Source organism: Streptomyces sp. 15-116A, assembly GCF_025290915.1.
Classification (GTDB): Bacteria; Actinomycetota; Actinomycetes; order Streptomycetales; family Streptomycetaceae; genus Streptomyces.
Window position 1 is genome coordinate 17069 of record NZ_JAOCQE010000053.1, and the last position, 13992, is coordinate 31060.

General features: G+C 70.5%; 16 protein-coding genes. 12 read left to right on the forward strand and 4 right to left on the reverse strand.

Annotated features, from left to right (window positions below):
* Window positions 1-42: 42 nt before the first annotated feature.
* Window positions 43-1149, forward strand: coding sequence for an amidohydrolase (locus N4P33_RS12300; RefSeq protein ID WP_260826416.1), 1107 nt, complete (start codon window positions 43-45; stop codon window positions 1147-1149).
* Window positions 1150-1164: 15 nt separating this feature from the next.
* Here the strand turns inward: N4P33_RS12300 and N4P33_RS12305 are convergent, their stop codons facing one another.
* The 3 genes from N4P33_RS12305 to N4P33_RS12315 form a co-directional block, all read right to left on the reverse strand.
* Window positions 1165-2175, reverse strand: coding sequence for a heme A synthase (locus N4P33_RS12305; protein WP_260826417.1), 1011 nt, complete (start codon window positions 2173-2175; stop codon window positions 1165-1167).
* Window positions 2176-2265: 90 nt separating this feature from the next.
* Window positions 2266-2982 carry an ABC transporter permease gene (locus N4P33_RS12310; RefSeq protein ID WP_260826430.1) on the reverse strand — a complete coding sequence of 239 codons (717 nt, stop codon included), beginning with the start codon at window positions 2980-2982 and terminating at the stop codon, window positions 2266-2268.
* A 56-nt stretch (window positions 2983-3038) separates the two neighbouring features.
* The gene (locus N4P33_RS12315) at window positions 3039-3962 is read right to left on the reverse strand and encodes an ABC transporter ATP-binding protein (RefSeq protein ID WP_260826418.1); all 924 of its coding nucleotides are present in this window, start codon (window positions 3960-3962) and stop codon (window positions 3039-3041) included.
* Window positions 3963-4220: 258 nt separating this feature from the next.
* Here N4P33_RS12315 and N4P33_RS12320 point away from each other — a divergent pair, with 258 nt between their 5' ends.
* From N4P33_RS12320 to N4P33_RS12365, 10 genes are all read left to right on the forward strand, one after another.
* A complete protein-coding gene (locus N4P33_RS12320; RefSeq protein WP_260826419.1) occupies window positions 4221-4943 on the forward strand; it encodes a metalloregulator ArsR/SmtB family transcription factor in 723 nt (240 codons plus the stop codon).
* Window positions 4940-6361: a Fe-S cluster assembly protein SufB gene (sufB, locus tag N4P33_RS12325; protein ID WP_260826420.1), complete on the forward strand. Its 1422-nt coding sequence runs from the start codon at window positions 4940-4942 to the stop codon at window positions 6359-6361. Before N4P33_RS12320 ends, sufB begins: the two co-directional genes overlap by 4 nt.
* Before the next feature lie 57 nt (window positions 6362-6418).
* Window positions 6419-7603: a Fe-S cluster assembly protein SufD gene (gene sufD / locus N4P33_RS12330; protein ID WP_260826421.1), complete on the forward strand. Its 1185-nt coding sequence runs from the start codon at window positions 6419-6421 to the stop codon at window positions 7601-7603.
* A complete protein-coding gene (locus tag N4P33_RS12335; RefSeq protein ID WP_260826422.1) occupies window positions 7600-7917 on the forward strand; it encodes a non-heme iron oxygenase ferredoxin subunit in 318 nt (105 codons plus the stop codon). The genes sufD and N4P33_RS12335 overlap by 4 nt, the downstream gene beginning before the upstream one ends.
* 7 nt (window positions 7918-7924) lie before the next feature.
* On the forward strand, window positions 7925-8689 hold the full coding sequence (gene sufC / locus N4P33_RS12340; RefSeq protein ID WP_260826423.1) for a Fe-S cluster assembly ATPase SufC: 765 nt from the start codon (window positions 7925-7927) through the stop codon (window positions 8687-8689).
* A complete protein-coding gene (locus N4P33_RS12345) occupies window positions 8686-9942 on the forward strand; it encodes a cysteine desulfurase (RefSeq protein WP_260826424.1) in 1257 nt (418 codons plus the stop codon). Before sufC ends, N4P33_RS12345 begins: the two co-directional genes overlap by 4 nt.
* An 11-nt stretch (window positions 9943-9953) precedes the next feature.
* Window positions 9954-10418 (forward strand): Fe-S cluster assembly sulfur transfer protein SufU, encoded by a 465-nt coding sequence (gene sufU, locus N4P33_RS12350; RefSeq protein ID WP_260826425.1) that lies wholly within the window; start codon window positions 9954-9956, stop codon window positions 10416-10418.
* Window positions 10415-10747: a metal-sulfur cluster assembly factor gene (locus N4P33_RS12355; protein ID WP_073942328.1), complete on the forward strand. Its 333-nt coding sequence runs from the start codon at window positions 10415-10417 to the stop codon at window positions 10745-10747. Before sufU ends, N4P33_RS12355 begins: the two co-directional genes overlap by 4 nt.
* Before the next feature lie 94 nt (window positions 10748-10841).
* Complete coding sequence (locus N4P33_RS12360; RefSeq protein WP_260826426.1) at window positions 10842-11162, forward strand: multidrug efflux SMR transporter; 321 nt, start codon at window positions 10842-10844, stop codon at window positions 11160-11162.
* Complete coding sequence (locus N4P33_RS12365; RefSeq protein WP_260826427.1) at window positions 11162-11728, forward strand: TetR/AcrR family transcriptional regulator; 567 nt, start codon at window positions 11162-11164, stop codon at window positions 11726-11728. The genes N4P33_RS12360 and N4P33_RS12365 overlap by 1 nt, the downstream gene beginning before the upstream one ends.
* Here the strand turns inward: N4P33_RS12365 and N4P33_RS12370 are convergent.
* Window positions 11700-12599 (reverse strand): winged helix-turn-helix transcriptional regulator, encoded by a 900-nt coding sequence (locus N4P33_RS12370; protein ID WP_260826428.1) that lies wholly within the window; start codon window positions 12597-12599, stop codon window positions 11700-11702. The two genes, N4P33_RS12365 and N4P33_RS12370, sit on opposite strands and share 29 nt — an antisense overlap.
* A gap of 124 nt (window positions 12600-12723) precedes the next feature.
* Between N4P33_RS12370 and N4P33_RS12375 the strand changes: the two genes are divergently transcribed.
* On the forward strand, window positions 12724-13992 hold a 1269-nt coding region (locus tag N4P33_RS12375; RefSeq protein WP_260826431.1), incomplete at its 3' end, for an MFS transporter.

Consider the following 13992-nt stretch of genomic DNA (forward strand, 5'->3'; position numbering starts at 1 on the left):
CGTTAAGCCCGGCAAGCGCAGCGCCACGCCGGGAGCCCCGGGATGATCGAAACGCCGTCCTTAGTGGACCAGTACTGTCACGGCGTCCTGAGAACAGAGCTGGGCCTCGGCACCTTCGAGGCCCACCTCAGCCGCACCGAGGGCCCACCCGCCCCCGGCACCACCCTCTTCGACACCCAGACCGGCTTCGCCGTACGCCGCTGGTGCCCACCCCTGCTCGGCCTGGAACCCCACTGCCCGCCCGCGATGTACCTGGCCCGGCGCCGGGAACTCGGTGTCCTGGAAGCCGGCCGCAGGCTCCTGCGTGGCAGCGGCATCACCACCTACCTCGTCGACACCGGCCTCCCCGGCGACCTCACCGCCCCGGCCGAACTGGCCACCGCCGGTGACGCCGAGGCCCACGAGATCGTCCGCCTGGAGCAACTCGCGGAGCAGGTCGCCGACACCTCCGGCACCGTCGAGTCCTTCCTCGCCAACCTCGCCGAATCGGTCCACGGAGCCGCCGCGCACGCCGTCGCCTTCACCTCCGTCGCCGGAGTACGCCACGGACTCGCCCTGGCTCCCGAGCCGCCGGGGCCCGGCGAGGTACGCGGTGCGGCCGGGCGCTGGCTGGCCGGGCGCCGCGTGGGGGACGAGCTGACCGACCCGGTGCTGCTACGGCACCTGCTGTGGATCGCCGTCGCCTCGGGCCTGCCCCTGCAACTCCACGCGGGGCTCGGCGCCCCAGGCGCCCGTATCGACCGCACCGACCCCGCGCTGCTCACCGACTTCGCGCGGGCCACCGCGGGCCTCGGCACCGATCTGGTCCTGCTGCACGGCTACCCGTACCACCGGCACGCCGCCCATCTCGCCGGTGTCTTCCCGCACGTCTACGCCGACTCCGGCGCCGCCCTGGCCCGCACGGGCGCCCGCGCGGCGAGCGTCCTCGCGGAGATCCTGGAGCTGGCGCCCTTCGGCAAGATCCTCTTCTCGACCGGCGCCCAAGGGCTGCCGGAACTGCACGTCGTGGGCGCCCGCCTGTTCCGCGAGGCGCTCGGCCGGGTCCTCGGCACCTGGGTCGCGGAAGGCGCCTGGTCCCTGCCCGACGCGCAGCGCGTGGCGGTGATGCTGGCGGAGGGAAACGCGCGACGGGTCTACGGGCTGGAGTGACCCGGGAAGACGGGCTCAGGCCCTGGTGAGCGTCCCCGCCTCGCTCGCCGCCGTCGGCGCCTCGTTCGCCACGCCCGGCCGCTCCCGCAGCGACAGCAGTACCCTCAGCACCCAGATCCACATGACGCACGACCCGAACATGTGCAGACCCACCAGCACCTCGGGCAGCTCCGTGAAGTACTGCACGTAACCGATGGCACCCTGCGCCAGCAGGATCACGAACAGCTCCCGCGTCCTGCGCGACGGCCCCTTCGGCGCGTCCACCGCCTTCAGCACGAACCACAGCGCGAACGTCAGCGTCACCACGATCCACGCCAGCACGGCGTGCAGCTTGCTGACCGTCTCCCAGTCCAGCGGCATCCGCTCGACGTCGCTGGAGTCACCCGCGTGCGGCCCCGCGCCGGTGACCACCGTGCCGACCGCGATCAGCAGCACGGACGCGGCCACCAGGCACCACACCAGCTGCTGCACGGCCTTGCCCACCAGCGGCCGGGGCTCGCCGTCGCCCTCCCGGGTGCGCTGCCACATCACCGTCGCCACCGCGATCAGCGCGGAGGAGAGCAGGAAGTGCGCGGCGACCGTGTACGGGTTCAGGCCGACGAGGACCACGATGCCGCCGAGGACCGCGTTGCCCATGACGATCCAGAACTGCGCCCAGCCCAGCCGGGTGAGGCTCCGCCGGCGCGGCTTCTCCGAGCGCGCGGCGATGATCGCCCAGCCGACGGCGGCGCAGAGCACGTAGGTCAGCAGCCGGTTGCCGAACTCGATGTAGCCGTGAATGCCCATCTCGGCGGTGTTGTGGATCGAGTCCTCGGTGCACTTGGGCCAGGTCGGGCAGCCGAGTCCGGAGCCGGTCAGCCGCACCGCGCCGCCGGTGACGACGATCACCACCGACATCACGAGCGCGGTGAGGGCCGCCCGCCGGACCGTCCGGGGCTCCGGAGTCCAGCGTGCGGCGATGAAGGCGAGGGGGTTGCGCAGGGCCGTCAGGGCGTCGGCGCGGGTCACGTTCGGCACGCGTCCCATCGTAGGCCGAGGCTTGTGCACGCTTTCACGAGGGGCGGTCACCGGGGCACCAGGGGCGGTCACCGGGTCATGCGGGGCGGTCACCGGGGCTCACTCCCAGCGGAACAACGCGCCCGCCGCCGCGAGCCCCGCCACGGACCACACGGCGAGGATGCCGAGGTCGCCCCAGGGCATCCCGGCCCCGTGCTGGAGCACGTCCCGCAACCCGTCCGACAACGCGGCGATCGGCAGCAGCCCGAGGACGTCCTGGGCGGCGTCGGGGAACTTGTCCAGCGGCACGACGACCCCGCCGCCGACGAGCAGCAGCAGGAACACCAGGTTGGCGGCGGCCAGCGTCGCCTCCGCCTTCAGCGTGCCCGCCATCAGCAGGCCGAGCCCGGAGAAGGCGGCGGTGCCGAGCACGAGCAGCAGGAGCACCGCGAGCGGGCTGCCCTGCGGCGACCAGCCGAGCGCGAAGGCGATCACCGTGAGCAGCACGATCTGCAGCACCTCGGTGACCAGCACGGACACCGTCTTCGCGGTCATCAGCCCCCAGCGCGGCAACGGCGAGGAGGCGAGCCGCTTCAGCACGCCGTACCGCCGCTCGAAGCCGGTCGCGATGGCCTGGCCGGTGAACGCGGTCGACATCACGGCGAGCGCGAGGATGCCCGGCGCGAGGAAGTCCACCGCCTCGCCCTCGCCGGTGTCGACGATGTCCACGGTGCTGAACAGCACCAGCAGCAGCGTGGGGATGACCACGGTCAGCAGCAGCTGCTCACCGTTGCGCAGCAGCATCTTCGTCTCGAGGGCCGCCTGGGCCGCGATCATCCGGCCGAGCGGTGCGGCGCCCGGCTTCGGCGCGTAGGTGCCGGGGGTGGTCGTGGTCACGAACGCAGCTCCTTGCCCGTCAGCTCCAAGAACACGTCCTCGAGAGTGTGCCGCTCCACCGAGATGCTGTCCGGCATCACCCCGTGCTGGGCGCACCAGGACGTCACCGTGGCCAGCAGCTGGGGGTCGACCTTGCCGATCACGCGGTACGAGCCCGGGGTCAGCTCGGCGGCCGAGGAGTCCGGGGGGAGGGCCTTGAGCAGCGAGGCGACGTCGAGTCCCGGGCGGCCGGTGAAGCGCAGGGTGTTCTCCGCGCCCCCCTTGCACAGCTCCTCGGGGGAGCCCTGGGCTATCACCCGTCCCGCGTCGATGATCGCCACGTCGTCGGCGAGCTGCTCGGCCTCGTCCATGTAGTGCGTGGTGAGGATCACGGAGACGCCGTCGGCGCGCAGGTCCCGTACGAGGTCCCAGGTGGCGCGGCGGGCCTGCGGGTCGAGACCGGCGGTCGGCTCGTCCAGGAACACCAGCTCCGGGCGTCCCACCACGGCCATCGCCAGCGCGAGCCGCTGCTGCTGGCCGCCGGAGAGCCGCCGGTACGTCGTCCGCCCGCAGGAGCCGAGCCCGAGCCGCTCGATCAGCGCGTCCACGTCCAGCGGATGCGCGTGCAGCCTGGCCACGTGCCGGAGCATCTCGTCGGCGCGGGCACCGGAGTAGACCCCGCCGGACTGGAGCATCACGCCGATGCGAGGGCGCAGCCGGGCGGACTGCCGGACCGGGTCGAGGCCCAGGACACGCACCGTGCCGGAATCCGGCCGCCGGTACCCCTCGCAGGTCTCGATCGTGGTCGTCTTGCCGGCCCCGTTGGGACCGAGCACGGCGGTCACGCCCTGCCGCGCCACCAGATCGAGGCCGTCCACCGCGGTCTTCGGACCGTACCGCTTCACCAGGGCCTGGACCTGGACCACGGGCTCACTTCGCATGGGTCACGAGTCTAGGGACGCGGCGGAGTGCTCAGACCGGCGGGTTCAGGAACTCCTCCTCCCGGGGACGGTGTGTACCGAGCCAGCACCCTGCCGCGTGCGACGGGCCGGTCTCGTTCGGCTCGGCGACGCCGCCGATTTGATCGATCAAAGATCGTTTCCGCAGGTCGGATTAGGTTTGCCTAAGTGATGCAGCGCACCTTCCGGGCGTCCGGACCGCGCTTGCCCGGCTCTGATGAATTACGCAACAATGGCGTTGTGAAAAACGTCGGCGCGGCCTCCCACGAGGAACTGGCAACCGGTGAGCGGTCCACCCGCAACCGGGTGGCCCGCTCCATCCTGGACCACGGGCCGTCGACCGTCGCCGAGCTCGCCGAGCGCCTGGGCCTCACCCAGGCGGCCGTACGCCGGCACCTCGACGCCCTGGCGACGGACGGCGTGGTGGAAGCGCGGGAACGGCGCGTCTACGGCGCGCGTACGCGCGGGCGCCCGGCGAAGGTGTTCGCCCTCACCGACTGCGGGCGGGACGCCTTCGACCAGTCGTACGACAAGCTCGCCGTGGACGCCATGCGCTGGATCGCCGAGCGTGAGGGCGGCAGTGAGGCGGTCGCCGCCTTCGCCCGCGCCAGGATCGCCGCCCAGGCGGAGAGCTACCGCAAGGCGGTCCAGGCCGCCCCGCCCGAGCAGCGGACCGAAGCCCTCGCCAAGGCGCTGAGCGCCGACGGGTACGCTGCCACTGCGCGCAGCGCGCCCCGGCCCCAGCAGGGCGAGCAGCTCTGCCAGCACCACTGCCCGGTCGCCCACGTCGCCGAGCAGTTCCCGCAGCTGTGCGAGGCCGAGACGGAATTTTTCGCCGAGCTCCTCGGTACACACGTACAGCGCCTGGCGACCATCGCCCACGGCGACGGCGTCTGCACGACGTTCATCCCCAAGATTTCCCACAACGCATCTGCAAGCACGGCCGGGAGGAACCCCGCATGACTCTCCCCACGGAGACTGCCCACCCTGAGCTCGAGGGCCTGGGCAAGTACGAATACGGCTGGGCCGACCGGGACGAGGCCGGTGCGTCGGCGCGTCGCGGCCTGGGCGAGGACGTCGTCCGGGACATCTCCGCGAAGAAGGACGAGCCGGAGTGGATGACCAAGCTCCGCCTCAAGGGCCTGCGCCTGTTCGAGAAGAAGCCCATGCCGAACTGGGGCTCGGACCTGTCGGGCATCGACTTCGACAACATCAAGTACTTCGTGCGCTCCACGGAGAAGCAGGCGGAGTCCTGGGAGGACCTGCCCGAGGACATCAAGAACACCTACGACAAGCTGGGCATCCCCGAGGCCGAGAAGAAGCGCCTCGTCGCCGGTGTCGCCGCCCAGTACGAGTCGGAGGTCGTCTACCACCAGATCCGCGAGGACCTGGAGGAGCAGGGCGTCATCTTCCTGGACACCGACACCGCGCTGAAGGAGCACCCGGAGCTCTTCAAGGAGTACTTCGGCACCGTCATCCCCGCCGGTGACAACAAGTTCGCGGCCCTGAACACCGCCGTGTGGTCGGGCGGCTCCTTCATCTACGTGCCGAAGGGCGTGCACGTGGAGATCCCGCTCCAGGCCTACTTCCGGATCAACACCGAGAACATGGGCCAGTTCGAGCGGACCCTGATCATCGTCGACGAGGGTGCCTACGTGCACTACGTCGAGGGCTGCACGGCTCCGATCTACAAGTCGGACTCCCTGCACTCCGCGGTCGTCGAGATCATCGTCAAGAAGAACGCCCGCTGCCGCTACACGACCATCCAGAACTGGTCGAACAACGTCTACAACCTGGTCACCAAGCGTGCCGTGGCCTACGAGGGCGCGACCATGGAGTGGGTCGACGGCAACATCGGCTCCAAGGTGACGATGAAGTACCCGGCCGTCTACCTGATGGGCGAGCACGCCAAGGGCGAGACCCTGTCCATCGCCTTCGCCGGTGAGGGCCAGCACCAGGACGCCGGCGCCAAGATGGTCCACATGGCGCCGAACACCTCCTCCAACATCGTCTCCAAGTCGGTGGCGCGAGGCGGCGGCCGTACGTCCTACCGCGGTCTCATCGAGATCGGCGAGGGCGCCCCGGGCTCCAAGTCCAACGTGCTGTGCGACGCGCTGCTCGTCGACACCATCTCCCGCTCGGACACCTACCCGTACGTGGACGTCCGCGAGGACGACGTGTCCATGGGCCACGAGGCGACCGTCTCCAAGGTCTCCGAGGACCAGCTCTTCTACCTGATGAGCCGCGGCCTGAGCGAGGACGAGGCGATGGCGATGATCGTGCGCGGCTTCGTCGAGCCGATCGCCAAGGAGCTGCCGATGGAGTACGCCCTCGAGCTCAACCGGCTGATCGAGCTGCAGATGGAAGGCGCGGTCGGCTAAGCACCACGCCGTTCCGTCAAGCCCCTTACGTAAAGGAAAGCGAGCACTACGACAGCCATGGCTGAGGCTCAGAACATCCCCGTGGGTTCCACGACCGCGGGCTCGATCGCGGTCGCCGCGGAGTCGACCGTCGCCACCCGCATGAGCGCGCCCCCCTCCTTCGACGTCGCGGACTTCCCCGTCCCGCACGGCCGCGAGGAGGAGTGGCGGTTCACCCCGCTGGAGCGCCTGCGCGGGCTGCACGACGGCACCGCCGTCGCCACCGGCGAGGGCGTCAAGGTCGCCGTCGAGGCGCCCGCGGGCGTCACCGTCGAGACCGTCGGCCGCGACGACGCCCGGCTCGGCAAGGCGGGCACCCCGGTGGACCGCGTCGCCGCCCAGGCGTACTCCGCCTTCGAGCAGGCCTCGGTCGTGACCGTGCCGAAGGAGACCGTCCTCACCGAGCCGATCCGCATCGCGGTGCACGGCGAGGGCGGCGTCGCCTACGGCCACCAGGTCATCGAGCTCGGCGCCTTCGCCGAGGCCGTCGTGGTCATCGACCACACCGGTGACGCGGTGCTCGCCGCCAACGTCGACTACGTGCTCGGCGACGGCGCCAAGCTCACCGTCGTCTCCGTCCAGGACTGGGACGAGAAGGCCGTGCACGTGGCCCAGCACAACGCCCTCGTCGGCCGCGACGCCTCCTTCAAGTCCGTGGTCGTCACCTTCGGCGGCGACGTCGTACGGCTGCACCCGCGCGTGTCGTACGCGGGCACCGGTGGCGAGGCCGAGCTGTTCGGCCTGTACTTCACCGACGCCGGCCAGCACCAGGAGCACCGCCTCCTGGTCGACCACAACACCCCGCACTGCAAGTCGAACGTCGCCTACAAGGGCGCGCTCCAGGGCGACGACGCGCACGCGGTGTGGATCGGTGACGTGCTCATCGAGGCCAAGGCCGAGGGCACCGACACCTACGAGATGAACCGCAACCTCGTCCTCACCGACGGCGCGCGCGTCGACTCCGTGCCCAACCTGGAGATCGAGACCGGCGAGATCGTCGGCGCCGGACACGCCTCCGCGACCGGCCGCTTCGACGACGAGCAGCTCTTCTACCTGATGGCCCGAGGCATCCCCGAGCACGAGGCGCGCCGCCTCGTGGTCCGAGGCTTCTTCGCCGAACTGGTCCAGCAGATCGGCGTCCCGGACATCGAGGAGCGCCTGATCGCCAAGATCGAGGAGGAGCTGGAGGCTTCGGTCGCATGACCTTCGTACGCGTCTGTGGACTGGGCGAGCTGGAGGAGGACACCCCGAAGCGGGTGGAACTCGACGGCACGCCGGTCTCCATCGTGCAGACCGAGGGCGAGGTGTTCGCGATCCACGACATCTGCTCGCACGCGAACGTCTCCCTCTCGGAGGGCGAGGTGGACGACTGCCACATCGAGTGCTGGCTGCACGGCTCGCGTTTCGACCTCCGTTCCGGCAAGCCCGACGCCCTCCCGGCGACGCGCCCCGTCCCCGTATACCCCGTAAAGATCGAAGGGGACGACGTGCTCGTCTCCCTCACCCAGGAGTCCTGAGGCACCCATGGCAACGCTTGAAATCCGAGACCTGCACGTCACCGTCGAGGCCGACAACGCCACGAAGGAGATCCTCAAGGGCGTCGACCTCACCGTGAAGCAGGGCGAGACGCACGCCATCATGGGCCCCAACGGCTCCGGCAAGTCGACCCTCGCCTACTCCCTCGCGGGTCACCCCAAGTACACGATCACCCAGGGCACCGTCACCCTCGACGGCGAGGACGTCCTGGAGATGTCCGTCGACGAGCGCGCCCGCGCCGGCCTGTTCCTCGCCATGCAGTACCCGGTCGAGGTCCCCGGCGTCTCGGTCTCCAACTTCCTGCGCACCTCCGCCACCGCCATCCGCGGCGAGGCCCCCAAGCTGCGCACCTGGGTGAAGGAGGTCAAGGAGGCCATGGAGCGCCTCAACATGGACCCCGCCTTCGCCGAGCGCAACGTCAACGAGGGCTTCTCCGGCGGTGAGAAGAAGCGCCACGAGATCCTCCAGCTCGAGCTGCTCAAGCCGAAGGTCGCGATCCTCGACGAGACCGACTCCGGCCTGGACGTCGACGCCCTGCGCGTCGTCTCCGAGGGCGTCAACCGCGTCCGCGAGACGGGCGAGGTCGGCACCCTGCTGATCACGCACTACACGCGCATCCTGCGCTACATCAAGCCCGACCACGTGCACGTGTTCGCGAACGGCCGCATCGCCGAGTCCGGTGGCGCGGAGCTCGCCGACCAGCTCGAGGCCGAGGGCTACGACAAGTACGTGAAGGGTGGCGCATCCGCGTGACACAGCTGCCGGGCCTCCTCGACACCGAGGCGATCCGCAAGGACTTCCCCGTCCTGGACCGCCAGGTCCACGACGGCAAGAAGCTCGTGTACCTGGACAACGCGGCCACCAGCCAGAAGCCGCGTCAGGTGCTGGACGCACTCAGTGAGTACTACGAGCGCTACAACGCCAACGTCCACCGCGGTGTGCATGTGCTCGCCGAGGAGGCCACGGCGCTGTACGAGGGTGCGCGCGACAAGGTCGCGGAGTTCATCAACGCGCCCTCGCGCGACGAGGTGATCTTCACCAAGAACGCCTCCGAGTCGCTCAACCTCGTGGCCAACATGCTCGGCTGGGCCGACGAGCCCTACCGGGTGGACTCGGACACCGAGATCGTCATCACGGAGATGGAGCACCACTCCAACATCGTGCCGTGGCAGCTGCTCGCGCAGCGCACGGGCGCGAAGCTGAAGTGGTTCGGTCTGACGGACGACGGCCGCCTCGACCTGTCGAACATCGACGAGATCATCACCGAGAAGACGAAGATCGTCTCCTTTGTGCTGGTGTCGAACATCCTGGGCACGGTCAACCCGGTCGAGACGATCATCCGCCGGGCCCAGGAGGTCGGTGCGCTGGTCTGCATCGACGCCTCCCAGGCCGCCCCGCACATGCCGCTGGACGTGCAGGCCCTGCAGGCCGACTTCGTGGCCTTCACCGGCCACAAGATGTGCGGCCCGACCGGCATCGGCGTCCTGTGGGGCCGCCAGGAACTGCTGGAGGACCTGCCTCCGTTCCTCGGCGGCGGCGAGATGATCGAGACCGTGTCGATGCACTCGTCGACGTACGCCCCCGCCCCGCACAAGTTCGAGGCGGGCACCCCGCCGATCGCGCAGGCGGTCGGTCTGGGCGCGGCGATCGACTACCTCAACTCGATCGGCATGGACAAGATCCTCGCCCATGAGCACGCCCTCACCGAGTACGCCGTGAAGCGGCTGGCGGAGGTCCCCGACCTGCGCATCATCGGCCCGACCACGGCCGAGGACCGGGGCGCGGCGATCTCCTTCACCCTCGGCGACATCCACCCGCACGACGTGGGCCAGGTCCTCGACGAGCAGGGCATCGCCGTCCGGGTCGGCCACCACTGCGCCCGCCCGGTCTGCCTGCGGTACGGAATTCCTGCGACCACGCGAGCGTCGTTCTATCTGTACTCCACGCCGGCCGAGATCGACGCCCTGGTCGACGGCCTGGAGCACGTACGGAACTTCTTCGGATGAGGGGCTGAGGCGTGAAGCTGGACTCCATGTACCAGGACGTCATCCTGGACCACTACAAGAACCCGCACGGCCGGGGTCTTCGGGACGGCGACGCCGAGGTGCACCACGTCAACCCGACGTGCGGCGACGAGATCACACTGCGCGTGAAGTACGACGGTTCGACGATCAGCGACGTGTCGTACGAGGGTCAGGGCTGCTCCATCAGCCAGGCCTCGGCCTCCGTGCTGAACGAGCTGCTGGTCGGCAAGGACCTCGCCGAGGCGCAGAAGATCCAGGAGACCTTCCTGGAGCTGATGCAGTCCAAGGGGAAGATCGAGCCCGACGACGCGATGGAGGAGATCCTGGAGGACGCGGTCGCGTTCGCCGGTGTCTCCAAGTACCCCGCGCGGGTCAAGTGCGCCCTCCTGAGCTGGATGGCGTGGAAGGACGCGACGGCCCAGGCGCTGGGCGCCGACGCCGAAAGGACTACGGCATGAGCGAGACCGTGGAGATGAAGCCGGCCTCGGAGGAGGAGCTCCGCGAGGCCCTGATGGACGTCGTCGACCCCGAGCTGGGGATCGACGTGGTCAACCTCGGCCTGATCTACGGCATCCACATCGACGACTCCAATGTGGCGACCGTCGACATGACCCTGACCTCGGCGGCCTGCCCGCTGACCGACGTCATCGAGGACCAGGCCAAGTCCGCCACGGACGGCCTGGTCAGCGAGCTGCGCATCAACTGGGTCTGGATGCCGCCGTGGGGCCCGGACAAGATCACGGACGACGGCCGCGAGCAGCTGCGGGCGCTGGGCTTCAACGTCTGAGCCGGCCTGTTTCTTGGAACGGCGGTGCCTTCGGGTGCCGCCGTTCCGCTGTTTCCGGGGTCTTCCGCGTCCGGCGTTATGTACGCTCGTACACATGGGATATCTGCTCCTGGCCGGAGCCATCGCCGCCGAGGTCGGTGCCACTACCGCGATGAAGTACAGCGACGGTTTCAGCAGGCTCGGTCCTTCGCTGCTGACGCTCCTCGGGTACGTGGTCTCCTTCACCCTGCTCGCCCAGACCCTGCGCACGGTCTCCGTCGGCACGGCGTACGCGATCTGGGCCGGGGTCGGCACGGCCGCCATCGCCACCATCGGGATCCTGTTCCTGGGGGAGGGGCTCACCGCAGCGAAGGCCGCCGGGATCGCGCTGATCATCGTGGGTGTGGTGGTGCTGAATCTCGGGGGCGCGCACTGATGGCCGCGACGCGCGTCCGGCGCTACGACCCCGAGCGGCGGCAGCGGATCATCGACGCGGCGATCCGGGTCGTCGGGGAGAAGGGCATCGCCGGGCTGAGCCACCGCAGCGTGGCCGCCGAGGCCGATGTGCCGCTCGGCTCGACGACGTACCACTTCGCCACCCTCGACGAACTGCTGGTCGCCGCGCTGCGACAGGCGAACGAGGGCTTCGCCAAGGTGGTCGCCGCGCACGCCGGACTGCGGGACCCGGACAGCGACCTGGCCGCCGAACTCGCCGCCGTGATGGGCGAGTGGCTCGCGGGCGAGCGCACCGGCGTGGAACTCGAGTACGAGCTCTATCTGGCCGCCCTGCGCCGCCCCGCCCTGCGCCCGGTCGCGGCGGAGTGGTGCCAGGGCGTCACCGGCCTGCTCTCCCACCGCACGGACCCGGTGACCGCGCGCGCCCTGGTCGCCCTCATGGACGGCATCTGCCTCCAGGTCCTGCTCACCGACACGCCCTACGACGAGGGGTACGCGCGCGAGATGCTGCGCCGGATCATTCCGGGGGAGGCTGCGGTTCGCTGAGCCGGCGGACCTCCTCCAGCGCCGCCGCCACGCTGCCCGCGATGTCCGTGACCGGGTACTGCACATGCCGGACGACCCGCTCGCGGTCCACGAGGAGGGTCAGGCGCTTGAGCCGGCTCACCCCCGCCGCGCGGAACGTCGGCAGGCGCAGCGCGGTGATCAGCTCCAGCTCGGCGTCGGACAGCAGCGGGAAGCCGAGTCCCTCCTTCTCGGCGAACGCCCGCTGCTCGTCCGGGCGTTGGGTGGACACCCCGTGCACCGTGGCACCGGCCGCGGCGAACTCGGTGTGCCGGTCGCGGAAGGTGCAGGACTCCAGGGTGCAGCCGCGGGCGCCGGGGATGTCCGACCAGCCGGGCGGATAGGCGTCGGCGCGGGCGTATGCGCCGGGGAAGCAGTACAGGACGGTGAACGGGGTGTCGGCGCTCACCGGGTCGCGCAAGGTGCCGTCGTGGCCGGTCAGTTGCAGCTCGGGGACGTGGGTGCCCTGGAGCTGATGGACCCTGCGCGCCTCCGCTGACGCCTCCGCCGCCGTGGCCGTGGTGCCACCGTCGCCCAGGATCCAGGCGTCGCCCCAGTCCTGCAGAGCGACCAGAACGGGCAGCAGGGCACGGCCTCGTGGGGTGAGCCGGTACTCGTGGCGTACCGGACGGTCCTGATAGGGCACGCGCGTGAGCACCTCCGCTTCCACGAGCAGCCGCAGCCGCTCCGTCAACACCTTGCGGGACATGCCCAGTTCCCGCTGGAGCTCGTCGAAGCGGTGCACGCCGCGGGCCGTGTCGCGCACGATCAGCAGCGTCCACCAGTCGCCGACGACGTCCAGGGCCTGTGCGATGGCACAGTCGGCGTCCTCCAGGCGCGTTCTGCGGGGCATGAGCCGCGTTCCTTCCGCTCCGGTCGGCCGCCCGGTTCCGAGGCGGCCGTTGACCCGAGGCTGCCATGCTGACATAGTCCGTTCCCAAAAGGAACTCACTAGGTGCGGGATGCGGGGGACGGACGTGGGTGGGTTGAGGGATGTGCCGCGCACGGTGTGGCTGCTGGCCGCGGGGACCTTCGTCAACAGTGTCGTGAGCGTCAGCTTCGCCTACCTCTTCCTCTACCTGACCGGCCCGCGGGGGCTCGGCACCGGCGAGGCGGGCCTGCTCAGCGGCATCGGCGGGGTCGGGCTGGTCGCGGGCAACTTCACCGGCGGCTGGTACGGGGACCGGTACGGGCACCGGCGCGTGCTGCTGGCGGCCGCCGGCACCGCCGGGTGCCTGCTGGCCGCCGTGCCCCTGCTGCCGACGGCCGCCCTGTATCTCGCGCTGCCGCTCGCCGAGTACGCGGCCGGGGTGCAGCGGGCCGCCAACTCCGCGCTCGTCGCGGCCGTCGTGCCGGAGGGCGCCCGCCGCCAGGCGTTCGCCCTGGTGCGCACGGCGGGGAACGGCGGCTTCGCCGTCGCTCCTGTGCTCGCGGCGATGGTCGCCACGCGGCTGTCGTACGACTGGCTCTACGTCGCCGAAGGAATGGGCGGGCTCGCCTTCGCATGGTGGACGGCGCGTATGGTCCCGGCTGGTGCCGGCAGCGCCGTGGGGTCTTCCGGTGGCCGGCGCCGCGGGAAGCCGGGCGGGCTCTGGCCGGCCCTGCGGGCACGCCCGGCCGTGCTGGTGCTGCTCGCGGCGATCCTCGTGACGGACGTCGTCTATCGACAGCAGTACTCGACCTTCCCCGTCTTCCTCGCCGACCACGGGCTCGGCACCGAGGTGTACGGGGCGCTGCTCGCGATCAACGGCGGGGTGCTGCTGTGCCTGGAGCTGCCCGCCGCGCTGGCGCTGCGCCGCCGCTCGCCCCTGCACATCGTGGGCACCGGGCTGCTCCTGGTGGCCGCCGGGTACGGCATGCTGCTGCTCGGGGCGGGCCTGGGCACCGCTGTCGCGATGATGACGCTGCTCACGCTCGGCGAACTCCTGTACAAGACCCCGGCCACCGCCTATGTCGCCGACCAGGCACCCGAGCATGCCCAGGGCCGCTTCCAGTCCCTGTACGCCGGTGTCTCCATCAGCGGCATGGTGCTGGCGGCGCCGCTCGGGGGTGCGTTGTACGAGTCGGCGCCGGGGATGCTGTGGCCGGTGACCGCGGGGCTGGGGGTGGTAGCCGGGGGCGCGGTGCTGTGGGCGGGGCGGTGGGGGCGTCCGGTGCGGAAGGAGGAAGGGGCGATGGGGGACGGGGCGAAGCAAGACGGGGCGAAGCAAGACGGGGCGAAGCAGCACGGGGACCATGTGGTGCCG